The sequence below is a fragment of the Pantoea sp. X-Soil-TKNS-1207 genome (assembly GCF_059730485.1).
Genome location: NZ_AP035958.1, coordinates 935720 through 958200 on the forward strand (window position 1 = coordinate 935720; position 22481 = coordinate 958200).

Annotated in this window: 24 protein-coding genes; 16 read left to right on the forward strand and 8 right to left on the reverse strand. The window is 60.2% G+C overall.

Features of this window, described 5'->3' with window-relative positions; all coding sequences use genetic code 11:
- The first annotated feature begins 45 nt into the window (after positions 1-45).
- The 3 genes from AC6I8V_RS04180 to puuE are packed head-to-tail and all read left to right on the forward strand — an operon-like array spanning position 46 to position 2487.
- On the forward strand, positions 46-765 hold the full coding sequence (locus AC6I8V_RS04180; RefSeq protein WP_497844666.1) for a GntR family transcriptional regulator: 720 nt from the start codon (positions 46-48) through the stop codon (positions 763-765).
- On the forward strand, positions 762-1493 hold the full coding sequence (hpxA, locus tag AC6I8V_RS04185; protein WP_497844667.1) for an allantoin racemase: 732 nt from the start codon (positions 762-764) through the stop codon (positions 1491-1493). The genes AC6I8V_RS04180 and hpxA overlap by 4 nt, the downstream gene beginning before the upstream one ends.
- Before the next feature lie 34 nt (positions 1494-1527).
- Entirely contained in the window at positions 1528-2487 is a 960-nt protein-coding gene (puuE, locus tag AC6I8V_RS04190) for an allantoinase PuuE (protein ID WP_497844668.1), read from the forward strand.
- An 89-nt stretch (positions 2488-2576) separates the two neighbouring features.
- Here puuE and hpxZ read toward each other — a convergent pair whose 3' ends face one another.
- The 4 genes from hpxZ to AC6I8V_RS04210 are packed head-to-tail and all read right to left on the reverse strand — an operon-like array spanning position 2577 to position 6140.
- Positions 2577-2960 carry an oxalurate catabolism protein HpxZ gene (hpxZ, locus tag AC6I8V_RS04195; RefSeq protein WP_497844669.1) on the reverse strand — a complete coding sequence of 128 codons (384 nt, stop codon included), beginning with the start codon at positions 2958-2960 and terminating at the stop codon, positions 2577-2579.
- A gap of 2 nt (positions 2961-2962) precedes the next feature.
- Entirely contained in the window at positions 2963-4360 is a 1398-nt protein-coding gene (locus AC6I8V_RS04200; protein WP_497844670.1) for an AtzE family amidohydrolase, read from the reverse strand.
- Positions 4357-4542 (reverse strand): oxalurate catabolism protein HpxX, encoded by a 186-nt coding sequence (gene hpxX, locus AC6I8V_RS04205; RefSeq protein ID WP_497844671.1) that lies wholly within the window; start codon positions 4540-4542, stop codon positions 4357-4359. Before hpxX ends, AC6I8V_RS04200 begins: the two co-directional genes overlap by 4 nt.
- Before the next feature lie 11 nt (positions 4543-4553).
- A complete protein-coding gene (locus tag AC6I8V_RS04210; protein WP_497844672.1) occupies positions 4554-6140 on the reverse strand; it encodes a gamma-glutamyltransferase family protein in 1587 nt (528 codons plus the stop codon).
- 121 nt (positions 6141-6261) lie between these two features.
- Here AC6I8V_RS04210 and hpxU point away from each other — a divergent pair, with 121 nt between their 5' ends.
- The 9 genes from hpxU (at position 6262) to uraH (ending at position 13477) form a co-directional block, all read left to right on the forward strand.
- Positions 6262-7101, forward strand: a complete 840-nt coding sequence (gene hpxU, locus AC6I8V_RS04215) for a MurR/RpiR family transcriptional regulator HpxU (protein ID WP_497845761.1) — start codon at positions 6262-6264, stop codon at positions 7099-7101.
- Between the two features lie 192 nt (positions 7102-7293).
- On the forward strand, positions 7294-8079 hold the full coding sequence (locus tag AC6I8V_RS04220; protein WP_497844673.1) for a transporter substrate-binding domain-containing protein: 786 nt from the start codon (positions 7294-7296) through the stop codon (positions 8077-8079).
- A 12-nt stretch (positions 8080-8091) separates the two neighbouring features.
- Positions 8092-8760 carry an amino acid ABC transporter permease gene (locus tag AC6I8V_RS04225; RefSeq protein WP_497844674.1) on the forward strand — a complete coding sequence of 223 codons (669 nt, stop codon included), beginning with the start codon at positions 8092-8094 and terminating at the stop codon, positions 8758-8760.
- A complete protein-coding gene (locus AC6I8V_RS04230; protein WP_497844675.1) occupies positions 8757-9413 on the forward strand; it encodes an amino acid ABC transporter permease in 657 nt (218 codons plus the stop codon). Before AC6I8V_RS04225 ends, AC6I8V_RS04230 begins: the two co-directional genes overlap by 4 nt.
- Positions 9394-10125, forward strand: coding sequence for an amino acid ABC transporter ATP-binding protein (locus tag AC6I8V_RS04235; protein ID WP_497844676.1), 732 nt, complete (start codon positions 9394-9396; stop codon positions 10123-10125). The genes AC6I8V_RS04230 and AC6I8V_RS04235 overlap by 20 nt, the downstream gene beginning before the upstream one ends.
- 21 nt (positions 10126-10146) lie before the next feature.
- Complete coding sequence (locus AC6I8V_RS04240) at positions 10147-11382, forward strand: pyridoxal-phosphate-dependent aminotransferase family protein (RefSeq protein WP_497844677.1); 1236 nt, start codon at positions 10147-10149, stop codon at positions 11380-11382.
- The gene (gene hpxK / locus AC6I8V_RS04245; protein WP_497844678.1) at positions 11379-12638 is read left to right on the forward strand and encodes an allantoate amidohydrolase; all 1260 of its coding nucleotides are present in this window, start codon (positions 11379-11381) and stop codon (positions 12636-12638) included. The genes AC6I8V_RS04240 and hpxK overlap by 4 nt, the downstream gene beginning before the upstream one ends.
- A 12-nt stretch (positions 12639-12650) precedes the next feature.
- On the forward strand, positions 12651-13145 hold the full coding sequence (gene uraD, locus AC6I8V_RS04250) for a 2-oxo-4-hydroxy-4-carboxy-5-ureidoimidazoline decarboxylase (protein WP_497844679.1): 495 nt from the start codon (positions 12651-12653) through the stop codon (positions 13143-13145).
- Positions 13142-13477 carry a hydroxyisourate hydrolase gene (gene uraH, locus AC6I8V_RS04255; RefSeq protein ID WP_497844680.1) on the forward strand — a complete coding sequence of 112 codons (336 nt, stop codon included), beginning with the start codon at positions 13142-13144 and terminating at the stop codon, positions 13475-13477. Before uraD ends, uraH begins: the two co-directional genes overlap by 4 nt.
- Positions 13478-13550: 73 nt before the next feature.
- Here the strand turns inward: uraH and AC6I8V_RS04260 are convergent, their stop codons facing one another.
- A complete protein-coding gene (locus AC6I8V_RS04260; protein ID WP_497844681.1) occupies positions 13551-14318 on the reverse strand; it encodes an amidohydrolase in 768 nt (255 codons plus the stop codon).
- Positions 14306-15466, reverse strand: a complete 1161-nt coding sequence (locus AC6I8V_RS04265; protein WP_497844682.1) for a pyridoxal phosphate-dependent aminotransferase — start codon at positions 15464-15466, stop codon at positions 14306-14308. Before AC6I8V_RS04265 ends, AC6I8V_RS04260 begins: the two co-directional genes overlap by 13 nt.
- Before the next feature lie 132 nt (positions 15467-15598).
- Between AC6I8V_RS04265 and AC6I8V_RS04270 the strand changes: the two genes are divergently transcribed.
- Genes AC6I8V_RS04270 through AC6I8V_RS04280 form a run of 3 tightly spaced genes read left to right on the forward strand, consistent with a single transcriptional unit; the run spans position 15599 to position 17437 of the window.
- Positions 15599-16213 carry a methylthioribulose 1-phosphate dehydratase gene (locus AC6I8V_RS04270; RefSeq protein ID WP_497844683.1) on the forward strand — a complete coding sequence of 205 codons (615 nt, stop codon included), beginning with the start codon at positions 15599-15601 and terminating at the stop codon, positions 16211-16213.
- The gene (gene mtnC, locus AC6I8V_RS04275) at positions 16210-16893 is read left to right on the forward strand and encodes an acireductone synthase (protein WP_497844684.1); all 684 of its coding nucleotides are present in this window, start codon (positions 16210-16212) and stop codon (positions 16891-16893) included. Before AC6I8V_RS04270 ends, mtnC begins: the two co-directional genes overlap by 4 nt.
- Position 16894: 1 nt before the next feature.
- Positions 16895-17437: a 1,2-dihydroxy-3-keto-5-methylthiopentene dioxygenase gene (locus AC6I8V_RS04280; RefSeq protein WP_497844685.1), complete on the forward strand. Its 543-nt coding sequence runs from the start codon at positions 16895-16897 to the stop codon at positions 17435-17437.
- Between the two features lie 40 nt (positions 17438-17477).
- Here AC6I8V_RS04280 and mtnA read toward each other — a convergent pair whose 3' ends face one another.
- Complete coding sequence (gene mtnA / locus AC6I8V_RS04285; RefSeq protein WP_497844686.1) at positions 17478-18497, reverse strand: S-methyl-5-thioribose-1-phosphate isomerase; 1020 nt, start codon at positions 18495-18497, stop codon at positions 17478-17480.
- Positions 18498-18602: 105 nt separating this feature from the next.
- On the opposite strand from mtnA, the gene mtnK reads away from it, so the two are divergent.
- Positions 18603-19802 carry an S-methyl-5-thioribose kinase gene (mtnK, locus tag AC6I8V_RS04290; protein WP_497844687.1) on the forward strand — a complete coding sequence of 400 codons (1200 nt, stop codon included), beginning with the start codon at positions 18603-18605 and terminating at the stop codon, positions 19800-19802.
- Between the two features lie 94 nt (positions 19803-19896).
- Here mtnK and fadE read toward each other — a convergent pair whose 3' ends face one another.
- Positions 19897-22341, reverse strand: a complete 2445-nt coding sequence (gene fadE / locus AC6I8V_RS04295) for an acyl-CoA dehydrogenase FadE (protein WP_497844688.1) — start codon at positions 22339-22341, stop codon at positions 19897-19899.
- Positions 22342-22481: the final 140 nt, after the last annotated feature.

Genomic DNA, 22481 nt, shown 5'->3' on the forward strand with positions numbered 1-22481 from the left:
TCGCGTATACGATGTGCTGCGCACAGACATTTACCGGAGCAGGTAATGAAGAGTGAAACAGGCCAGAGAACGGCCGCAGATCTGTATGATAGAGACGAACCCATCTACCAGGCGTTGCTGAGCGCCATTGTCGAACACCAGTTGCCGCCGGGCAGTAAATTGCCGGAAGAAGCGCTTTCTGAGGCGTTTGGCGTCAGCCGCACCGGCATTCGCAAGGTGCTCCAGCGCCTCGCCGCGGTGCAAATGATCACGCTCTCGCCCAGACGTGGTGCACAGGTCGCCACGCCTGGCGTAGAAGAGGCGCGCGATATCTTCGCCACCCGCAGTTTGCTGGAGTGCGCCAACCTGCCTGCGGTGCTGGCCCATGTGCAGCCACCGCACCTGGCGGCGCTGGCGGGGCTGATTGCGGAAGAACAGCAGGCGCATGAACAGCACGATGGCGCGGCGGCGATCCGTCTGTCGGCGGCGTTTCATATTCAGTTGCAGGCCATTTCCGGCAATCAGGTGCTGGCCGAGATGGTGACGCGCCTGACGCAGCGTTCCTCGCTGGTGATCGCCGCCTGGGGCGCGCCCTGGCAACGCGGCTGCCGTTGCGATCATCACGATCGGCTGGTGGAGCTGCTGCGGCAGAAAGATCTGCCTGCGCTGACTGCTGCCTTGCAACATCACTTCGAGCATATTGTCGCGAGCCTGCATTTTGAACGCAGCGGTGAAACCCTTCCCGATTTTGCCCGGCTGTTTGCCGGTAAAGGAGCGCCGTCATGAGCCTGATTCAGGTCATCAACCCCAACACCAGCCTGGCGATGACCGCAACCATCGGCCAGGCTGCACGCGCGGCGGCGGCCCCCGGTACTGAGATTCTCGCGGTATGCCCGAGCCAGGGCGTGCCCTCGATTGAAGGCCATTTTGATGAAGCCATCGCGGCGATCGGCGTGCTGGAGCAAGTGAAGCTTGGCAAGGCGCAGGGCGTCAGCGGTCATGTCATTGCCTGCTTTGGCGATCCGGGGTTGCTGGCGGCCCGTGAACTGGCGAGCGGCCCGGTGGTGGGGATTGCGGAAGCGGCGATGCACACCGCCACGCTGCTGGCGACGCGTTTTTCAATTGTCACCACGCTGCCGCGCACGCTGGTTATCGCGCGTCATCTGTTGCAGCAATACGGTTTTACCCATCACTGCGCCGGATTACACGCTATCGATCTGCCGGTACTGGCGTTAGAAGATGGCAGCGGGGTGGCGCAGGAAAAAGTGCGGCAGCGTTGTATACAAGCGAAGCGGGAAGACGCGAGCGGTGCGATCGTGCTGGGCTGTGGCGGTATGGCGACGCTGGCTCAGGATCTGACCCGGGAACTCGGTCTGCCGGTGATCGACGGCGTTGGCGCGGCGGTCAAAATGGTGGAATCGCTGGTGGCGTTAGGCTTTGGCACCAGCAAACATGGCGATCTTGATTACCCGCTCGAAAAACCGCTCACAGGTGCCTTTCAGCACCTAAACTAAGCACTGGTTGAGGTTTACGACAGGAATTTACAGAATGAGTGATGTATCTGAAAAGAAAGAGTACAGCTTCAACAAAAACTACCCGCGCGACCTGATTGGTTATGCCGGAAACCCCCCACATGCGCGCTGGCCCGGCAAGGCGCGTGTCGCGGTGCAGTTTGTCCTCAATTATGAAGAGGGCGCTGAGAACAACGTGCTGCACGGCGATGCCGGTTCCGAGCAGTTTCTTTCCGACATCATCGGTGCGGCCAGTTATGCCGATCGCCATATGTCGATGGACTCGTTATACGAGTACGGCTCGCGCGCCGGATTCTGGCGCATTCACCACGAATTTCAGAAACGCGGGCTGCCGCTGACTATTTTTGGCGTAGCCATGGCGCTGGCGCGTCACCCGGAGATCGTCGAGGCGATCAAAGCCGCCGACTACGACGTCGTGAGCCACGGCTGGCGCTGGATCCATTATCAGGGCATGGATGCGAAAACCGAGCGCCAGCATATGCAGCAGGCGGTGGATGTGCTGCGCGATCTGTTTGGCAAAGCCCCGACCGGCTGGTACACCGGCCGCGACAGCCCGAACACCCGCCGTCTGGTGGTGGAGCAGGGCGGCTTCAGCTACGACAGTGATTATTACGGCGATGATTTACCGTTCTGGACGCAAGTCACCTGCCAGGATGGTACGGTGAAACCGCATCTGATCATTCCTTACACGCTGGAATGTAACGATATGCGCTTTGCCTCACCGCAGGGCTTCAACACCGCCGAGCAGTTCTTCACCTATCTGCGCGATACCTTTGATGTGCTGTATGAAGAGGGCGAAACCGCGCCGAAGATGATGTCGGTGGGTATGCACTGCCGTCTGCTGGGGCGTCCGGGCAAATTCCGTGCGTTGCAGCGTTTCCTTGATCATATCCAGCAGCATGACCAGGTGTGGGTATGCACCCGCCAGCAAATCGCCGAACACTGGGTGGAGACGCATCCGGCTCCTGTGGCGTAATCGCAATGACACGTAGGGTGCGCATTTATGCGCACCTGGTCTTTCCAGGTCAGCATAAATGCTGACCCTACGCTTTGCGTGGCTCAACGTTAAATCATCAAACTCACCTGCGCCGCCACGATGCGCCAGCCGCATGGCAGCCGCACCCAGGTCTGCTGCTGACGACCAATCTTCTCCGTCCCTGCGCGGGTAAATTCGGTGCTGCACACGGCATAATCATCGCCAAAGGTGGTGATCACCGTATGGCGCAGGGCGCGATCCAGCCCGGCCGAGGGACGCGCGGCGCGGAACGCACGGATCTCCTCAATACCATACAAATTCTCCCCGGCGCCCAGCCGCACGGTGCGGCTGTCATGCCAGAACAACTCATCCAGCACCGTCACGTCATTGGTGACCAGCGCCTGTTCGTAGCGATAAAACGCGGCGGTGACTTCGGCGACAATCGCCGGGCGATCAATATGTTCAGGCGTCATGGTTATGCGTCCATCAGAGTGGTTTGCGGCAGAGTCAGACCTTGCTGTTGCAGCGCCCAGGCGGCGCGCAGTGCCAGGTGTTCTTTAAACGGGGCGGCGATCAGCTGCAAACCAATCGGCAAGCCGCTGGCAGTGGGCAGCGGTACGGTACACACCGGCAGACCGAGGAAGGAGATCGGCTGCGTCAGCATCCCCATGCTGGCCCGCGTCGGCAGCGCCTGGCCGTTGATCCGGATGTTTTCCTGGCCGATGGTGGTGGCGCAGCAGGGCGTGGCCGGGGCGATCAGCACATCAAACTGGTCAAACAGCGGCCTGACCTGCTGCTGGAAATGACGACGGAAACGCTGGGCCTGCACATACCAGGCGGAGGGCAGCATCGCGCCCGCCAGCAGGCGTTCGCGCGAGTTCGGTTCAAATTGCTCCGGCATCTCACGCAGTTTCGGCAGATAGTGGTTGCCCCCTTCGGCGGCGGTGAGGATAAAGGCTGCCGAACGCGCAATTTCGGCGTTGGGCATGGTCACTTCATCGCTGGCCGACAGGGCTTTGGCGACCACTGCCAGCGCGGTGCGCGCATCCTCATCGCACCAGGTGGAGAAGAATCCGCCCAGCACGCCGCAGCGCAGCCCCTCCAGCCCGCGCGACAGCGTGCCGCTGACGGGTGACACCGTCTGATCGGCCTGAAACGCATCGCTGGCGTCAGCCCCTTGCAGGGTGTCGTACACCAGGCTGAGATCTTCCACCGAGCGGGCAAACGGACCGATATGATCGAGGCTGGCGACAAACGGATGGCTGCCGCTGCGCGACAAGCGACCAAAGGTCGGTTTCAGGCCGAAAATGCCGCACAGCGATGCCGGTACGCGGATGGAACCGTTGGTATCGCTGCCGAGCGAGAAATGCACCAGCCCGGCCGCTACCGCCGCCGCCGAGCCACCTGAGGAGCCACCCGCAATACGCGTGAGATCGCGCGGGTTGTGCGTCGGGCCATAGTGGGTGTTTTCGGTGGTAAAACCGTACGCGTAAGCATCCATATTCAGCATCCCGGAGAGCAGCGCGCCGGACTGGCGCAGGCGGCTCACCGCCCAGGCATCCTCTCGGGCCACCGGGCGTTCGCTGAACAGGCTGGCACCGGCCAGCGTGCTGTGCCCGGCGACGTCAAACAGGTTCTTCACCGCATAAGGAATGCCCGCCAGCGACGGCAGGGTCTCGCCGCGCTGACGCTGGCTATCCAGCTGCTCCGCCTCTTTCAGCATCCGCTGGCCGGTGACTTCGGTCCAGGCGTTGATCGCCGGGTTGTGTTGCTCAATCGCGGTTAATGTCTGTTCGGCAATCTCACGCGCGCTGATATCGCCGTTGCTCAGCGCCTGTTGCAGCGCGGTGATCGATAACGCAGAAAGTTTCATGGCTTAAACACTCCCGCCACTTCCAGACGATCGTCGAGCGGTAAGGCCATCAGCGGTTCGGCCATCGCGGCGATACGGTTAAATTGCGTCAGCAGCTCCGCGCGACGCGCCTCATCCAGCTCCAGCGCCAGAATCTGTTCCATCTGGGCGATATAGGCCGCCCAGTCCGGTTGTGTACTCATGCGTTATCTCCTTAGAAACCGGCTGCGCTGCCGTTGCTGCGCGGGTCAAATGCCCCTTCCAGCATACCGTTGTTATGACGGACGATGGCGCCAGCATGGCCGACGACCTCGCTAAAATCGGGGAGTAGCTCCACCTCATGGCCGAGGGCGCACAGCTGCTGTACCGTCTCCGGCGCGATGCGCGCTTCCAGTTTGAGCGAATCGGACGACTGTCCCCAGGTGCGGCCCAGCAGCCAGCGCGGGGCGCTCACCGCCTGTTGCAGCGGCAGTCCCTGAATTACGTGACGGGTAAAAATCGCTGCCTGGGTTTGTGGCTGACCGTCGCCGCCCATCGAGCCGTACACCAGGGTGCGGCCATCTTTCAGGCGCGCCGCCGCCGGGTTAAGGGTGTGGAACGGCTGTTTACCCGGCGCCAGCGCCAGCAGATGACCCGGCTGTAAGCTGAAGGCGGCGCCACGGTTCTGCCAGGTAATGCCGGTGCCCGGCAGCACCACGCCGCTGCCAAATTCATGATAAATGCTCTGGATAAAGGAGACGGCTAGTCCGCTGCTGTCCATTACCCCCATCCACACGGTGTCGCCTGGGCCTTTGCCGGTACCCCACGGCGCCGCCGCGTCATCATCAATCTGCGCCGCTAAACCGGCGAGGTGCTCGGCATCCAGCAGGCTCTGCACATCAATGTCGATATGACGCGGATCGGTAATATGCTGGTCGCGCAGGGCGAACGCTTTCTTGGTGGCTTCAACGATACGGTGCACGGTCTGCGCTTCATCGGCATCCGCCATATTCAGGCGATCGGTAATGCCCAAAATCGCCAGCGACACCAGCCCCTGGGTCGGCGGCGTCATATTCCAGATATCGCCTTCGCTGTGGGCGAGATGCAGCGGGGTGCAGCGGCGTGCCTGCTGACGCTGCAAATCTTCGAGGGTGATTGGCATCCCCAGCGCCGACATTTCGCGCGCCAGGTGGAGCGCCAGTTCGCCGCGATAAAAACTCGCCAGACCCTGCTCGCTCAGCAGGCTGAGGGTATTCGCCAGCGCGGGTTGGGTGAAGCGGCTGCCTGCGGCAGGCACGTCGCCATCGGGTAAAAATGTGGCGGCAAAACCGGGCTGATGCTGGAGTTCATGGCGTTTGGCCGCGGTAGCGGCCGACTGGGACGCCGTGACCGGAATGCCATCGGCGGCATAACGGATGGCGTCACGCAGCAGGCGTGGCAGCGGCAGCGGCGTCGCGCCCAGTTCGGCAGAGAACGCCAGCGCTTCCTGCCAGCCGCTGACGGTACCGGCCACGGTCAGTGCCGCTTTCGGTCCGCGATGTGGAATTTTCGTTGCGCCGGGATAGAAATCGAAATGCGCCAGCGAACCAGCCGCACCGCTGGCGTCAATGGCGACCGGATCGCCGTTGGGCGGCACGATCAGCCAGAAGCCATCGCCCCCCAAACCGTTCATATGTGGATAAACCACGGCGATAGTGGCGGCGGCAGCCACCATGGCTTCAATGGCGTTGCCACCTTCACGCAGCACGGCTAACGCGCTTTCACTGGCGAGATGATGCGGAGTTACGGCCATGCCTAACGGGGCCATATTGCTTTGTATCATAGTGAACTCTTTTCTCGGGTACGTGGGAAAGATGTAGCAAGAGCTGTTCCAGTTTTGGTCGGACATCATTGTGGATCGATTTATGCTAGCTTGTGGTGAAACGAAAGTTACAGGATAAATGATGAAACAGCTTGATGAACGCCTCCGCAGCCACTATCCGCAGCTGTCGCCGCAAGAGCAGCGCATTGCCGATTTTGTCTTTGACCATTTCGATGATCTGATCAGCTACAACAGCGCCGAGCTGGCGCGTCTGAGCGGCGTGTCGAAAGCCACGGTGAGCCGTCTGTTTAAGCACCTGGGCTACGAAAAATATAAAGACATGCGCGATGAGCTGCGCACGCTGCGCCAGAGCGGGATGCCGTTGACCGATAACCGTGATGCGGTGCAGGGCAACACGCTGCTGTCACGCCATTACAAGCAGGAGATGGCCAATCTGACGCAGTGGGTCAACAGCATCGATCCGCAGCAGTTTGGCGAAGTCATTCAGGCGCTGGCCCAGGCGAAACGCTTGTTTATCATTGGGATGCGTAACGCCTATCCGGTGGCGCTGCACCTGCGCCAGCAGCTGATGCAGGCGCGTACTCAGGTGCATGTGCTGCCGCAGCCCGGCCAGACGCTGGGGGAGGAGCTGGTGGATATTACCCCGGAGGATGTGGTGGTGGTGATGGCGTTTCGCCGCCGCCCGCGCATCATTCGCCCGCTGATGCAGCAGCTGCAACTCAGCAACATCCCGGTGCTGGCGCTGTGCGAACCCCAGGCACAGGGCATCATTAACCTTGCGCGCTGGCAGCTGTGCGCGCCGCTGGATAGCGTCTCCGCCTTTGACAGCTACGCCTCCGCCATGAGCCTGATTAACCTGCTGGCGAACGCGTTGCTGCACGAAATGTTGTCGCAGGGACGCCAGCGCATCCATCAGATCGCCGACCTTTACCAGCATCTTGACGAGCTGGAACACCGTTAAAGGGCACCGTTTTGGTGCTTTGCACCTTTTTTGATCGCATTCTGTGACGGGCGCTGCGCCCGTTTTTTTCGCCCTGATAAAGCAGACGCCCTGATTTATCGGCCAACTGCCGTTTTCGTTGCGGTTGGCACATTAGTTGCAGAACGATTCATCAAGAATCTTTTGTTTCACATAATCTCACCGGGGTGCATAATGAAAAAAGTGTTGATGGCAGTGGCGGGTGCAGCATTGATGATGGCGCAGGTCGGCAGCGCAATGGCCGATCAGTTGCAGGATATCCAGAAACGCGGCGTTATCCGCATTGCTGTGCCGCAGGACTTCCCGCCGTTCGGTTCTGTGGGTACCGATTTGCAGCCGCAGGGCTACGACATCGACATGGCGAAGTACCTCGCAAAACAGCTGAAACTGAAGTTGCAGCTGGTGCCTGTCTCCAGTGCTAACCGCGTGCCTTATCTGCAAACCGACAAAGTCGATCTGGTGATCTCCAGCATGGGGAAAAACGCCGAACGTGAAAAAGTGATCGACTTCAGCCGCGCCTACGCCCCGTTCTTCCTCGGCGTGTTTGGACCGAAAGGTGAAGAAGTGAAAGATGCCGCCGCGCTGAGTGGCAAATCCATCGGCGTAACGCGCGGTGCGGTAGAAGACATGGTCCTGAGCGATGTGGCACCGAAAGATGCCGAGGTGAAACGTTATGAAGATAACAACACCACGCTGTCGGCTTATCTCTCCGGTCAGGTGCAGTACGTCGCCACCGGTAACCTGGTGGTCGCGGCGATTGCGCGCCAGAACCCGGAAAAAGCGCCGGTTGCCCAGTTTATGCTGAAAGACTCGCCGTGCTTTATCGGTCTGAAGAAGAACGAGCCAGCGCTGAAAGACAAAGTGAATGCGCTGATTGAGCAGGGCATTAAAGATGGCACCCTGAACAAGCTGTCCGAAGAGTGGCTGAAAGCGCCACTGCCGGCTAGCCTCGGCGCATAAGAAGGACGGCCAATGATTGGGCAACTTAACTTTGCTGAGCTGTGGCCGCACTGGCCGGAACTGCTGGCAGGGCTGTGGGTCACCATCCAGTTGACGGTGCTGGCGACCGTTGGCGGGGTTGCGCTGGGGATTCTCGGCGCAGCGCTGCGCAGCGGCAAACCCAGCTGGCTGAGCCGCATCTGGGGCATTTACGTCGAGCTGATTCGTAACACGCCGTTTGTGGTGCAGCTGTTCTTTATCGTCTTTGGTTTGCCCAATCTTGGTCTGAAACTGACGGCGGGCGAAGCGGCGCTGCTGGCGATGCTGATTAACCTCGGCGCCTACAGCACCGAAATCATCCGCGCCGGTATTCAGGTGACGCCAAAAGGCCAGTGGGAAGCCGGGCGCGTGCTCGGTCTGACCCGCAGCCAGACGTTTATCCGCGTAGTGCTGCCGCCGTCGCTGCAACGTATTTATCCGGCGCTGGTCAGCCAGTGCATCATCGTGATGCTGGGGTCGTCGGTGGTGTCGCAGGTCTCCTATGAGGAGCTGACTTTCGCCGCGAACCTGATTCAGTCGCGCACCTTTTTGAGTTTTGAAGTCTATCTGGTGACCACGCTGATCTACCTGGCGTTGTCGATTGCCATGCGTCAGCTGCTGCTGGCAGTGGGACGTAAATGGTTTGGAGCGCTGCCCTCATGACGACCTTTACCGACTGGGACATCCTGCGCAACCTGCTACTGGCGGCGCGCTGGACCATTTTGCTGTCGCTGGTGGCCTTCTTCGGCGGCACGCTGGTGACGCTGCCGCTGCTGTTTTTGCGTCTGCTGCGCAAGCCGTGGCTGACGCGCACGATTCGCTGCTACACCGAACTGTTTCAGGGCACGCCGCTGCTGATGCAGCTGTTCCTGGCGTTCTTCGGCGTCGCGCTGTTTGGTATCGATGTCGCCCCCTGGACCGCCGCCTCGCTGGCGCTGACGCTCTACACCAGCGCCTTTCTGGTGGATATCTGGCACGGCAGCATCCGCGCCTTACCGAAAGGGCAGTGGGAAGCCTCGCGCTGCCTCGGTCTGACGTTCGGTCAGACGCTGTTCCGCGTGATCGCCCCGCAGGCGATCCGTATCGCCATCGCCCCGACCGTCGGCTTTGCCGTGCAGGTGGTTAAGGGCACGGCGCTCGCCTCTATCATCGGCTTTATTGAGCTGACCAAGGCGGGCACCATTCTGAACAACGTGACTTATCAGCCGTTTAAGGTGTTTGGCCTGGTGGCGTTGGGTTACTTCCTGATGTGTTATCCGCTGTCGCGTTACAGCCAGTACCTGGAGAAAAAATTCAATGCCGCTCATCACCATTAATCAGGTACAGAAGTACTACGGCGACAATCATGTGCTGAAAGGCGTTGATCTCGATATCGAAATGGGCGAGGTGATCTCCATCATCGGCCGCAGCGGATCGGGCAAAAGTACGCTGCTGCGCTGCATGAACGGGCTGGAAGGCTATCAGGAAGGCAGCATTAAACTGGGTGGCATGACCATCACCGACCGCGAATCGCAGGCGCGTGATATCAGCCGCTCGGTTGGCATGGTGTTCCAGAGCTTCAACCTGTTCCCGCATATGACAGCGCTGGAAAACGTGATGCTGGCGCCGCGCCGCGTGCTGAAAAAGAGCGAAGCGGAGTGCCGCGCGCTTGCCACACAGATGCTGGAAAAAGTCGGCCTCGGTGAACGTATCGACTATTACCCGGCCAATCTCTCGGGCGGTCAGCAGCAGCGCGTGGCGATTGCCCGTGCGCTGGCGATGCAGCCTAAAGTCTTACTCTGTGACGAGATCACCTCAGCGCTCGATCCCGAGCTGGTGGGGGAAGTGCTGAAAGTGCTGGAGCAGCTGGCTGCCGAAGGCATGACGCTGATTCTCGTGACGCATGAAATGAACTTCGCCCGCGACGTGGGCGATCGTGTGGTCTTTATGCATCAGGGACGCGTCTGGGAGCAGGGCGACAGCAAAACGCTGTTCGCTAATCCGCAAACTGCGGAGCTGAAGCAGTTTATCTCGACGGTTCGTCTCTAAGCCATTTACAAGGAACTCACCATGGACATCACGCAATTTTCGCAAATCAATCCGCCGCAACGCCTGCTGATGGGGCCGGGACCGATCAACGCCGATCCGCGCGTGCTGCGCGCCATGTCGAGCCAGCTGATTGGTCAGTACGACCCGGCCATGACGCACTACATGAATGAAGTGATGGCGCTGTACCGTGGTGTATTCCGCACCGAAAACCGCTGGACCCTGTTGATCGACGGCACCTCGCGTGCCGGGATCGAATCGATTCTGCTGTCGGCGATCCGTCCGGGCGACAAAGTGCTGGTGCCGGTCTTCGGCCGCTTTGGGCATCTGCTGTGTGAAATCGCCCGCCGCTGCCGCGCCGAGGTGCACACCATCGAGGTGCCGTGGGGCGAAGTGTTCACCCCGGACCAGGTTGAAGATGCCATCAAACGTATCAAGCCGCGTCTGTTGCTGACGGTGCAGGGCGACACCTCCACCACCATGCTGCAACCGCTGGCGGAGCTGGGCGCGATTTGCCAGAAATATGGCGTGCTGTTCTACACCGATGCCACCGCTTCGCTCGGCGGCAACGCGCTGGAAACCGATGCCTGGGGACTGGATGCGGTCTCGGCCGGGATGCAGAAATGCCTCGGCGGTCCGTCTGGTACTTCGCCGATCACCCTCAGCCCGCAGATGGAAGCGGTGATCCGCAAGCGTAAGTGCGTGGAGGAGGGCATCCGTACCGCCGCCCATCTGGATGGCGACGACGAGATGATCTACTCCAACTATTTCGATCTCGGCATGATCATGGATTACTGGGGACCGGAGCGGCTCAACCACCATACCGAAGCCACCACCGCGCTGTTTGGCGCTCGTGAGTGCGCGCGCCTGATGATGCAGGAAGGTCTGGATAACGGCATTGCGCGCCACAAGCTGCATGGCGATGCGCTGCTGAAGGGCATTCAGGGGATGGGGCTGGAAACCTTCGGCGATCTGCAACATAAGATGAATAACGTGCTTGGCGTGGTGATCCCGCCGGGCGTGAACGGCGACCAGGTGCGCAAGCTGGTGCTGGAAGATTTCGGTATCGAAATCGGCACCTCATTCGGTCCGCTGCACGGCAAAGTGTGGCGCATCGGCACCATGGGTTATAACGCGCGCAAAGATTGCGTGATGCAGACTCTGACCGCACTGGAAGCGGTACTCAACCATCTTGGCTTCCGCAGCACTCAGGGTGCGGCGTTGCAGGCGGCCTGGGATCATTACGGGAGCCACGCATGAGCGAAAGCCTGATGACTGCCAGCGAGGCGCAGTCGGCCGCCGCTCGTGTCATGGCACGCTGTGATGCGCTGGCTGAGATCAGTGAAAGCGCCGATGGCCTGACGCGTGTCTACCTTTCCCCGGAGCAGCTGCGCGCCAATCAGCGCGTGGGCGAGTGGATGCAGGCGGCCGGGATGACGGTATGGCAGGATGCGGTTGGCAACATTTGTGGTCGCTATGAATCCGCCACGCCGGGAGCCGCGGCGCTGCTGCTTGGGTCGCATCTCGACACGGTACGCAATGCCGGACGCTATGACGGTATGCTTGGCGTGCTGAGCGCCATCGAAACCGTACAGTGGCTGCACGATCGTCAGCTGCGTCTGCCGCTGGCGATTGAAATCGTCGGTTTTGGCGATGAAGAGGGAACGCGTTTCGGTATCACGCTGCTGGGTAGCCGTGGCATTACCGGCAGCTGGCCGGAAAGCTGGGTGACGCACCCGGACGGCAACGGCATCACCGTGGCACAGGCGATGCAGGATGTCGGGCTGGATGCGGAAAAAATCCTCACTGCCGCGCGTGATGTCAACGATATCGTCGCGTATCTGGAGCTGCATATCGAGCAGGGGCCTTGCCTGGAGCAGGAGGATCTGGCGCTCGGGGTGGTCACCGCCATCAACGGCGCGCGCCGCCTGAATTGCAGCTTTGTTGGCGAGGCGGGCCATGCGGGAACGGTGCCGATGACGCACCGTAAAGACGCGCTGGCTGCCGCTGCCGAGTGGATGGTGTTTATCGAACACACCACTGCACATATGGACCCACAGCTGGTGGCGACGGTCGGAACCCTGCATTGCGCGCCAGGTGCCGTGAATGTGATCCCCGGCGAGGTGCAGCTGTCACTTGATGTGCGCGGCCCGCAGGATGAACCCCTGGCGCGTTTGCTCTCAACCTTACTGACGCAGGCGGAAGCCATCGCGTCGCGTCGCGGGCTGACCTTCAGCGCCGACGAGTTTTACCGTATCAATGCCACGGCCTGCGATGCGCGGCTGCAACAGGCGTTGAGTCAGGCGCTGGAAGGGGTGCAGGGGCGCAGCCTGTCGCTGCCGAGCGGTGCCGGGCACGATGCGATTGCCATCGCTGAGCGTTGGCCGGTCGGCATGTTGTTTGTGCGCAACCATCGCGGCATCAGCCATCATCCGGCGGAGTCGGTACAGGCAGCCGATGTGGCGCTGGGCGTGCAGGCGTATTTGCAGGCGGTGTGCGATTTGGCCAGAGCATAAAGGAGCGCGGCTATGAATCTGGCGCATTTTAATCAGCTGTCGCCTGCTGACGCGCAGGCGGCGATTGCCCACTGCGTCGCCATTCCCGCCTGGCAGCAGGCACTGGTGGCGGCGCGCCCGTTTACCGACAGCGCGCAGCTGATGGCGCAGGCAGCGCAGCTGGCGCAGCAGTGGCAGGGCGCGGAGCTGGATCAGGCGCTGAGCGCGCATCCACGTATTGGCGAGAAGGCGCAGGGCGAAGGCAAAGAAGCCACTTTTTCGCGCAGTGAGCAGTCGGCGATGCAGCAGGCCGACGGGGCGTTGCAGTTTGCCATGCTGGCGGGCAATCAAAACTATGAACAACGCTTTGGCCGGGTGTTTCTGATCCGTGCCAAAGGGCGTAGCGGCGCGGAGATGCTGGCGGAATTACAGCGCAGGCTCAACAATGATGCGGAAACCGAGCGGCAGGAAGCGCTGACGCAGCTGCGGGAAATCACTTTGTTACGGCTGAAGGAGAGCATCACATGAGCACCATCACCACGCATATTCTGGACACCGCGCTGGGCAAACCGGCCATCGGTGTGGCGGTATCGCTGGAGCAGAACAGTCCGGAAGGCTGGCTGCCGCTGGCACAGGGCGAAACGGATGCTGACGGGCGGATTAAGGATTTGACCCCTGAACCGCTGGCGCCGGGGCATTATCGCCTGGTGGCGGAGATTGGTGATTATTTTGCGGCGGCGGGGCGTGATGCGCTGTACGTCAGCGCGCAGATCGATTTTGTGCTTAGCGCGACCGGCAGCCACTACCATCTGCCGTTTCTGATTTCACCCTGGTCGTGGTCAACGTATCGCGGCAGCTGAAAACAGGTCGGCATAAATGCCGACCCTATGGGTAGGGTGCGCCTTTATGCGCACCTGGCCCATGGCCGCACCATCACAACGAAAATGCATCCGCATCGCGCCACGCCGGGAAGCGCTCGCGATACGCCCGCAACTCCTCCAGTGACAGCTCGGCATCAATGCGCGCCCGCGCAAACGGCTCGGCTGCGGCCAGAATCTCACCCTGTGGCGAAATAATCCGGCTGTCGCCGCTGTACTGATGCTGATTGCCATCGCTGCCTACGCGGTTACAACCCGCCACATACGCCTGATTCTCAATCGCCCTTGCCAGCAGCAGCGACTGCCAGTGCAGCGCGCGCGGCGCCGGCCAGTTGGCGACAAACAGCGCCAGGTCGTAATCATTACGATTGCGGGCAAACACCGGGAAGCGCAGGTCATAACAAATCTGCGGCAGAATGCGCCAGCCGCGCCAGCTGAAGACTTCGCGCGTCTCACCCGCCACATAATGCTGATGCTCGTTCGCCATGCGGAACAGGTGACGCTTGTCGTACTGGTGCAGCGTGCCGTCCGGTTCAACCAGCAGGAAACGGTTTACCGCGCCTTTTTCCGTCTGAATCGCGGCACTGCCGCCCACCAGCGCATTGCTGGTTTTGGCATGTTGATGCAGCCAGGCTACCACGTCTTCCTGCGGCAGCGAACTTTCCGCCGCTTCCATCGCGAAACCGGTGGTAAACATCTCCGGCAGCAGGATCAGATCGCGCCCTTCAATGCCTTTCAGCACGCCATCAAAGTGGCGCAGGTTCGCCGCGCCATCCATCCAGCTCAGAGTTTCCTGCAACACGGTGATTTTTAAAGCTGACATAAGCGCTCCGCTGCGGCGTCGAGCGTCGCTTCCTGTTTGGCAAAGCACAGGCGGATCAGCTTATGCGGGAAAGGATCGGCGCAGAACACCGACAGCGGAATCGCCGCCACGCCGACTTCTTTCGTCAGCCACTGGCAAAAACTCACGTCATCAAGATCGGAAATCGCGCTGTAATCCGCCAGCAGGAAGTAGGTGCCTTCACAGGGCAGCACGTTAAAACGGCTTTTCGCCAGCGCCTGCACCAGACGGTCGCGGCGGGCGCGGTAAAATTCCGGCAGCTCACGATAATGCTCTGGCTCGGCGCGCAGCATATCGGCAATCGCCAGCTGGGCCGGGGTATTCACCGAGAAGGTCAGATACTGATGCACCTTGCGGATCTCTGCGCTGATCGCCGCAGGCGCCACGCAGTAACCCACTTTCCAGCCGGTCATATGGAAGGTTTTGCCAAAGGATGACACCGCAATCGCCCGCTGACGCAGTTCCTCATGCGCCAGCACGCTGGCGTGGCCCTCTTCGGCAAAACAGATGTGTTCGTAAACTTCATCGCTCAGCACATAGATTTCCTGCGCGGCGATGGCCTGCCACAGCTCGGCATAATCGCTCTTGCGCCAGACGGTGGCGGAGGGATTGTGCGGCGTGTTGAGGATCACCAGACGGGTTTTGCTGCTCAGCAGATCGCGGAATTGTGCCCAGTCAACGCGGAAACCCGGCGGTTGCAAGGCAATGCGTTTCAGTACACCACCGGCCAGCTGCACGGCAGGGGCGTAGCTGTCATAGCTGGGATCGAAGCAGATCACTTCATCGCCCGGACGTACCAGCGCGGTGATGGCGGCGTACAGCGCCTCGGTAGCACCGGCGGTGACGGTAATGTCGCTGTTGACATCTGGCTGGTGGCCATAGAGTTCAGCCGTTTTCGCCGCGATGGCTTCGCGCAGTGGCAGTGCGCCGGTCATCGGCGCATACTGGTTCGCCCCCTGGCTAACGTGATACGCCAGGCGCTCCTGTAAATAGCGCGGACCGTCGAAATCAGGAAAACCCTGCGACAGGTTAATTGCGTTATGCTGCTGCGCCAGGGCGCTCATCTGGGTAAAAATGGTGGTGCCGAGCGCGGGTAATTTGCTCTCGGGAATCAGGTTGTGCTGCGTCATTGTTCCTGGCCTTAAGCGCGAATGTCGTTGCGAAGTGAACCCTGTGTTGCTGCCACTATAAACAGGATGTTAATATTTGGCAATCGAGACGCTTAGACGGCTAAACCTAACCTGCGGGATACCAACATCGCTATGACCGATTTTCTTCCACTGGAACAGTTGGTGGCTGCCTGCCACTGGATTGGCGCGAAAGGCTGGGCACCGGCCACCGGCGGCAATATGTCGGTGCGTCAGGATGCGGAGTATTGCCTGCTGAGTGCTTCCGGCAAGGATAAAGGCCGCCTGACGCGCGATGACTTTATTCAGGTGGAGATTGCCACCAATGAGGTGCCGTCCGGGCGCAGACCGTCGGCGGAGACCGGGCTGCATACCCTCATCTATCGCCTGTTCCCGGAAGCGGGCGCGGTGCTGCATACACACACGGTGAATTCGACGGTGCTGTCGCGCGTTGAAAAGGGCAGTGCGCTGCTGCTGAGCGGTTACGAGATGCAGAAGACCCTCGCGGGTCAGGATAGTCATCTCAACACCGTGGCGATTCCGCTATTCGATAACGATCAGGATATTGACGCGCTGGCGCAGCGTATTGCCGACTTCGCGGCCGCAACGCCCCTGCGTTACGGTTTTTTGCTGCGCGGCCACGGCCTGACCTGCTGGGGCAAGGATGTCAATGAAGCCCGCCGTCATCTGGAAGGGCTGGAATTTTTATTTGAATGTGAAGTACAACGTCGGCTGCTGGAGGCCAGATGATTCGCGCAATTGTTACCGATATTGAAGGCACCACCAGCGATATCCGCTTTGTTCACAACGTATTGTTCCCTTATGCCCGCCAGCATCTGGCGGCTTTTGTTCAGCAGCATCAGGCGGATGCGCCGGTGGCGGCGGCACTCGACGCGGTGCGTCAGGAATCAGACGCCCCCCAGGCCACGCTGGCGGCGGTGATCGATACGCTGCTGAGCTACATCGACGCGGATCGCAAATCGCCGGGCCTGAAAGCGTTGCAGGGCATGATCTGGCGCGAGGGTTATGTCAGCGGCCAGTTTACCGGCCATCTCTACCCGGACGTGCTGCCCGCCTTTGAACGCTGGCAGCAGCAGGGCAAAGCGTTGTACGTTTATTCCTCCGGATCGGTGGCGGCGCAGAAATTGTTATTTGGCTACAGCGATGAAGGTGATTTAACGTCGTTGTTTAGCGGCTATTTTGATACTGGCGTCGGCGCCAAGCGTGAAACCCAGTCCTACCGCAATATCGCTGAACAGATTGGCGTTGCGCCGTCCGAGCTGTTGTTCTTGTCCGATATTCATCAGGAACTGGACGCGGCAGCCGAAGCGGGCTGGCATACGTTGCAGTTAATTCGCGGCGAGGCGGACAGTGACAGTCGCCATCGTCAGGTAAACGATTTTTCCCAGATTAACCCGGAGTCGATTTAGGATGAGTGCACTGACCATTTTTACCGATACTGAAGCCAGCCAGCCGGTATGGCACAGTACCGATGCGGAAGCGATTCGTGAGCGTCTGAACGCGAAGAACGTGCGTTTTGAACGCTGGGAAGCGGATCGCGATCTGGGTGCCAACCCGGATTCTGATACGGTGATCAAGGCGTACCAGCATGCGATCGATCGTCTGGTGGCGGAAAAGGGCTATCAGAGCTGGGATGTGCTGAGTATGCGTGCGGATAACCCGCAGAAAGAAGCACTGCGTCTGAAGTTCCTCAATGAACATACCCACAGTGAAGATGAAGTGCGTTTCTTTGTGGAAGGTTCAGGCCTGTTCTGCCTGCATCTGGATGGTCAGGTGTATCAGATCCTGTGTGAAAAGCAGGACCTGATCTCCGTGCCCGCCGGTACGCCACATTGGTTCGATATGGGTTCTGAGCCGCACTTTACCGCGATTCGTATTTTCGACAACCAGGAAGGCTGGATTGCGAATTTCACCGGCGACAGCATCGCCGATGCTTATCCGCGCCTGGCGTAGTTGGGTGCGGAAGTTGACCCGGTCGGGGTAACTCCCGACCTTACGGTTGAAAAATCCCTGCCTCAACCTGCGCTGGCGTTACTACGCCGGTATCCAGCACCCAGCCACTGATCAGTTTCGCCGGTGTGACGTCAAACGCCGGGTTATACACCGCCGCATTTTCCGGCGCCCACTGCACGCTACCAAAGCTGCCTGCCACGCCGGTCACTTCGCTGGCGGCGCGCTGCTCAATCGGAATCGCGGCGCCGTTCGGGCACAGACGATCCAGTGTGGTGTGCGGGGCCGCGACATAAAATGGGATGCCATGATAATGCGCCAGCACCGCCAGGCTGTAGGTGCCGATTTTATTCGCCACATCGCCATTGGCGGCAATACGATCCGCCCCGACCCAAATCGCATCCACCACGCCACGCGCCATCAGGCTGGCCGCCATCGAATCGGTGATCAGCTGGTAAGGGATCTTCAGCTCGCCCAGCTCCCACGCGGTCAGACGGCCGCCCTGCAACAGCGGACGGGTTTCATCCACCCAGACATTCTTCACCTTGCCCTGCTGATGCGCACAGGCAATCACGCCCAGCGCGGTGCCGACGCCTGCGGTCGCCAGACCCCCGGTGTTGCAGTGGGTCAGCAGCTGGCTGCCCGGCGTCACCAGCTCGCTGCCCGCGCGTGCGATGTTGTCGCACAGCTGTTTATCTTCCGCCACCAGACGCAGGGCTTCAGTCGTCAGCGCCGTAACGAAATCACTCTGCGCCAGCGCGCCTTTCATCCGGTCCAGATTGTTCATCAGATTGACCGCCGTCGGGCGTGCCGCGCGCAGCACCTCCAGCGCCTCGCCCAGTTCGGCCTGATTCAGTCCCTGTTCGGCCAGCAGCGCCAGCAGCAGGCTGGCGGAGAGACCAATCAGCGGCGCGCCGCGTACGCGCAAGGCGTGGATATGATCAACCAGTTGCGCCACCGTGTGGGCGGGCAGCCAGTTTTTCTGCTGTGGCAGCGCCTGCTGGTCGAGGATCCAGAGTGCGTTGTCGCGAATTTCCAGGCTGGTGGTGCGAAGTGCTTGCATGGTATGAAATCCCTGTTGCGTTATTGGCGGCTATTGTGCCAACATGCGTGACGGATGTATAGACGTCTGAACGGCTTATTACTTATGATTCTCGAGGAACAGGCAATGTCGCAATACCGTACGTTCACCGCTGCCGATGCTGTGGAATATGCAAAACAATTTGGCGGTGTGGACGATCCGTCAGCGCTGGTGAGCGCCGAGGAGATCGGTGATGGGAATCTCAACCTGGTGTTCAAGATTTACGACAACCAGGGTGCCAGCCGCGTGGTGGTGAAACAGGCGCTGCCTTATGTGCGCTGCGTCGGTGAATCCTGGCCGTTAACGCTGGATCGCGCACGTATTGAAGCCGAGACGCTGGTGGAGCACTACAAATATTGCCCGCAGCATACCGTACACGTCACCCATTATGATGCTGAGCTGGCGGTGATGGTGATGGAAGATCTCTCCAGCCATCGCATCTGGCGCGGCGAGCTGGTGAAAGGCGTTTACTATCCGCAGGCGGCGACGCAGCTGGGCGAATATCTGGCGCAGACCCTGTTCCATACCTCGGATTTCCACCTGCATCCGCACACCAAAAAAGCCGAGGTGGCGCGCTTTATCAACCCGGAACTGTGTGAAATCACCGAAGATCTGTTCTTCAACGATCCCTACATGGATCATGAGCGCAATAAATACCCGGCCGCGCTGGAGCCGCTGGTTGCCAGCCTGCGCACAGACGACGCGCTGAAAATTGCGGTCGCCAGCCTGAAACACCGTTTCTTTGCCGATGCCGAAGCGCTGCTGCACGGTGATATCCACAGCGGCTCGATCTTTGTGGCTGACGGCAGCCTGAAGGCGATTGACGCCGAGTTTGGCTACTTCGGACCGATTGGTTTTGATGTCGGCACTACGCTGGGCAATCTGCTGATTAACTACTGCTGTCTGCCGGGCCTGCTGGCACCGCGTGAAGCGGCTGAAGGGCGTGAGCGTCGTCTGAGCGATGTGCACCAGGTCTGGAGCACGTTCGCGACGCGCTTCCTCGAACTGGCGGCCGCCAAAACCAGCGATGTGGCGCTGGCGTATCCGGGCTATGCCGCGGCCTTCCTGCGTAAGGTATGGCGCGACACCATCGGTTACTGCGGCACCGAACTGATCCGCCGCACGGTGGGCATGTCTCACGTAGCTGACTTTAAACAGATTGGCGATGACGCGATGCGCACCGAATGCATCCGTAGCTGCATCACGCTGGGCCGCACGCTGATTCTGGCGGCAGACCATATCGACGATGTGGATGCGCTGATTGCGCGTATTCGTCAGGCGGGATAAATCTTCTGGCACCTTCCGTAGCGGCGCGATAAATCGCGCCGCTACAAAAAGACGTAGGGTGCGGTTTTATCCGCACCGGGGACGGTCGCTACATTTACGCCGCTTCGCTGGCGCGGGCTGGCGTTTTACTCTGCGGTTTTGGCACCGCCAGCGCTTCCGGCGCAAACTCATCAACGTTGATGGCGCGCAGGCGGCTGGCTTCGGCACGGGTCAGGATCTGCGCTTCAGCCTCATCAATCCAGCCCTCTTTCAGACCACGCTGTGCCAGCGCATCCAGCCGGGTGAAGGAGAGATGTTTCTTCAGCTGCGTGCACAGACGATCATGAATCACCTCCGCCGCCATCACATCCTGCAATGCCTGCTCCAGCTGGCCCGCCGGGTTATGCGCGCTCGGCGTCAGATACTGACCGCGACCAAGGCGGGTACGCGTGGCTGACGGCAGTTGCAGCAGTTTCGCCAGCTTATGGTCGAGCTTATCAGACGGTGCCGGGCAGTGGTGGCCGCCGATAAAGATCACCATACGCAGCGCGCCAGCGACAAAGCGGTTCGGGAAGTTGCGCAGCAGCGCATCCATCGCCATTTCGGCCTGATGCAGCGCATCCTGCACGCCCCAGTGCACCAGCGGCAGATCGGCTTCATTGCGGCCTTCATCGTCATAGCGTTTCAGCGTGGCAGAGGCCAGATAAAGCTGGCTCAGCACATCACCCAGACGCGCGGAGATACGTTCGCGGCGTTTCAGGCTGCCGCCCAGCACCGCCATTGAGACATCCGACAGCAAGGCCAGGTTGGCGCTCAGACGGTTGAGTTGCTGGTAATAGCGGCGCGTCACGTCACGGGTTGGCGTGGCGCTGGTACGGCCACCGGTCAGACCCAGCCACAGGCTGCGCACCTTGTTGCTGCCGACGTGACCAATATGGCTGAACAGGGCGCGGTCAAAGGCCGGTAAATCGTTCTTCGCGGCGGCGTTCATCTCTTCCAGCACCCACGGATGGCAGCGAATAGCGCCCTGGCCGAAGATAATCATGCTGCGCGTCAGAATGTTGGCGCCCTCGACGGTAATGGCGATCGGCGCACCCTGATAGGCGCGGGCGAGGAAGTTGTTCTCGCCGAGCATGATGCCTTTACCCCCGGCGATATCCATTGCGTCGATGATCGACTGCTGGCCGCGATGGGTGCAGTGATATTTAACAATCGCCGACAGCACCGCCGGTTTTTCGCCCAGCATAATGCCGCTGGTAATCAGCGTGGCCGCCGCATCCATGACGTAAGCGTTACCGGCGATACGCGCCAGCGGCTCCTCAATCCCCTCCATCTTGCCGATGGAGACTTTGAACTGACGACGAATGTGCGCATAGGCTCCGGTCGCCAGCGCGATGCTTTTCAGGCTGCCGGTGGAGTTGGACGGCAGGGTAATGCCGCGTCCGACCGACAGACATTCCACCAGCATACGCCAGCCTTGTCCGGCCATGGCCGGGCCGCCGATGATGTAATCAATCGGTACAAAGATATCTTTGCCGCGCGTCGGGCCGTTCTGGAAAGGCACGTTGAGCGGGAAGTGGCGATGACCAATCTCCACGCCCGGCGTGTGCGTCGGGATCAGCGCACAGGTAATGCCCAGTTCTTCGGTGTCGCCCAGCAGGTGCTCCGGATCGGAAAGTTTAAACGCCAGACCGAGCACGGTCGCAATCGGCGCCAGCGTGATGTAACGCTTGTTCCAGCTAAGGCGCATACCCAGCACCGGTTTGCCCTGCCACTCGCCCATGCACACCACGCCGGTATCGGGGATGGCACCGGCATCGGAACCCGCTTCCGGGCTGGTCAGGGCAAAGCAGGGGATTTCGTCACCACGCGCCAGACGCGGCAGGTAATGATCCTTCTGCGCATCGGTGCCGTAATGTTGCAGCAGCTCGCCGGGGCCGAGTGAGTTCGGTACGCCGACGGTGATCGCCAGAATGCCGGAGACGCCCGCCAGTTTCTGCAATACGCGCGCCTGGGCATAGGCGGAGAATTCCAGTCCGCCGTACTCTTTTTTAATGATCATGGCGAAGAAGCGATGTTCTTTCAGGTACGCCCACAGTTCCGGCGGCAGGTCGGCCAGTTCATGGGTGATCTGGAAGTCATTCGCCATCCGGCAGGCTTCTTCCACCGGGCCATCAATAAATGCCTGTTCTTCCTCCGTCAGCCGCGGCTGCGGATAGTTGTGCAGCTTTTGCCAGTCCGGCTTGCCGCGAAACAGATCGCCTTCCCACCAGGTGGTACCGGCATCAATCGCCTCTTTTTCGGTGCGCGACATCGGCGGCATCACTTTCTGGAAGCTGTGCAGCATCGGTCGGGAGAACATCGCACGGCGCATCGCAGTCAGGTTAAACGGCAGCAGGATGATGGCGAGTGGCAGCAGCAGCCACGGCGTCCACAATCCGGCGATCGCCAGCGCTGCGGTCCATAGCAGCAGGATGGCGCTGCTCAGTCGCAGGGAGAGTTGATGATAGAAGAGGGCGCTAACCAATATCAGCGTCGCAACGATTGAGGCAACCAGCATAATGAACCGCTCCGTAAGTTGTAAGAGGTCTGACCTGTTATGTATAGAGGTTTAGAGCAGCGGCGCAAATTTATCAATCTGTTTACAACGCAATTACAACCGATCTCACAAAATCGTCAGGCAAGGTTGATCTGACACAG

What these genes read in the sequence shown, in the direction of transcription:
- AC6I8V_RS04230 (WP_497844675.1), top strand. Translation starts at nt 8,757, where the DNA reads ATGACGACCTTTACCGACTGGGACATCCTGCGCAACCTGCTACTGGCG.
- AC6I8V_RS04180 (WP_497844666.1), top strand. Translation starts at nt 46, where the DNA reads ATGAAGAGTGAAACAGGCCAGAGAACGGCCGCAGATCTGTATGATAGA.
- AC6I8V_RS04210 (WP_497844672.1), bottom strand. Translation starts at nt 6,140, where the DNA reads ATGATACAAAGCAATATGGCCCCGTTAGGCATGGCCGTAACTCCGCAT.
- AC6I8V_RS04270 (WP_497844683.1), top strand. Translation starts at nt 15,599, where the DNA reads ATGACCGATTTTCTTCCACTGGAACAGTTGGTGGCTGCCTGCCACTGG.
- mtnK (WP_497844687.1), top strand. Translation starts at nt 18,603, where the DNA reads ATGTCGCAATACCGTACGTTCACCGCTGCCGATGCTGTGGAATATGCA.
- AC6I8V_RS04260 (WP_497844681.1), bottom strand. Translation starts at nt 14,318, where the DNA reads ATGTCAGCTTTAAAAATCACCGTGTTGCAGGAAACTCTGAGCTGGATG.
- AC6I8V_RS04280 (WP_497844685.1), top strand. Translation starts at nt 16,895, where the DNA reads ATGAGTGCACTGACCATTTTTACCGATACTGAAGCCAGCCAGCCGGTA.
- AC6I8V_RS04225 (WP_497844674.1), top strand. Translation starts at nt 8,092, where the DNA reads ATGATTGGGCAACTTAACTTTGCTGAGCTGTGGCCGCACTGGCCGGAA.
- uraD (WP_497844679.1), top strand. Translation starts at nt 12,651, where the DNA reads ATGAATCTGGCGCATTTTAATCAGCTGTCGCCTGCTGACGCGCAGGCG.
- hpxX (WP_497844671.1), bottom strand. Translation starts at nt 4,542, where the DNA reads ATGAGTACACAACCGGACTGGGCGGCCTATATCGCCCAGATGGAACAG.
- fadE (WP_497844688.1), bottom strand. Translation starts at nt 22,341, where the DNA reads ATGCTGGTTGCCTCAATCGTTGCGACGCTGATATTGGTTAGCGCCCTC.
- AC6I8V_RS04220 (WP_497844673.1), top strand. Translation starts at nt 7,294, where the DNA reads ATGAAAAAAGTGTTGATGGCAGTGGCGGGTGCAGCATTGATGATGGCG.
- AC6I8V_RS04265 (WP_497844682.1), bottom strand. Translation starts at nt 15,466, where the DNA reads ATGACGCAGCACAACCTGATTCCCGAGAGCAAATTACCCGCGCTCGGC.
- hpxU (WP_497845761.1), top strand. Translation starts at nt 6,262, where the DNA reads ATGAAACAGCTTGATGAACGCCTCCGCAGCCACTATCCGCAGCTGTCG.
- AC6I8V_RS04240 (WP_497844677.1), top strand. Translation starts at nt 10,147, where the DNA reads ATGGACATCACGCAATTTTCGCAAATCAATCCGCCGCAACGCCTGCTG.
- AC6I8V_RS04200 (WP_497844670.1), bottom strand. Translation starts at nt 4,360, where the DNA reads ATGAAACTTTCTGCGTTATCGATCACCGCGCTGCAACAGGCGCTGAGC.
- mtnC (WP_497844684.1), top strand. Translation starts at nt 16,210, where the DNA reads ATGATTCGCGCAATTGTTACCGATATTGAAGGCACCACCAGCGATATC.
- mtnA (WP_497844686.1), bottom strand. Translation starts at nt 18,497, where the DNA reads ATGCAAGCACTTCGCACCACCAGCCTGGAAATTCGCGACAACGCACTC.
- puuE (WP_497844668.1), top strand. Translation starts at nt 1,528, where the DNA reads ATGAGTGATGTATCTGAAAAGAAAGAGTACAGCTTCAACAAAAACTAC.
- hpxK (WP_497844678.1), top strand. Translation starts at nt 11,379, where the DNA reads ATGAGCGAAAGCCTGATGACTGCCAGCGAGGCGCAGTCGGCCGCCGCT.
- hpxA (WP_497844667.1), top strand. Translation starts at nt 762, where the DNA reads ATGAGCCTGATTCAGGTCATCAACCCCAACACCAGCCTGGCGATGACC.
- uraH (WP_497844680.1), top strand. Translation starts at nt 13,142, where the DNA reads ATGAGCACCATCACCACGCATATTCTGGACACCGCGCTGGGCAAACCG.
- AC6I8V_RS04235 (WP_497844676.1), top strand. Translation starts at nt 9,394, where the DNA reads ATGCCGCTCATCACCATTAATCAGGTACAGAAGTACTACGGCGACAAT.
- hpxZ (WP_497844669.1), bottom strand. Translation starts at nt 2,960, where the DNA reads ATGACGCCTGAACATATTGATCGCCCGGCGATTGTCGCCGAAGTCACC.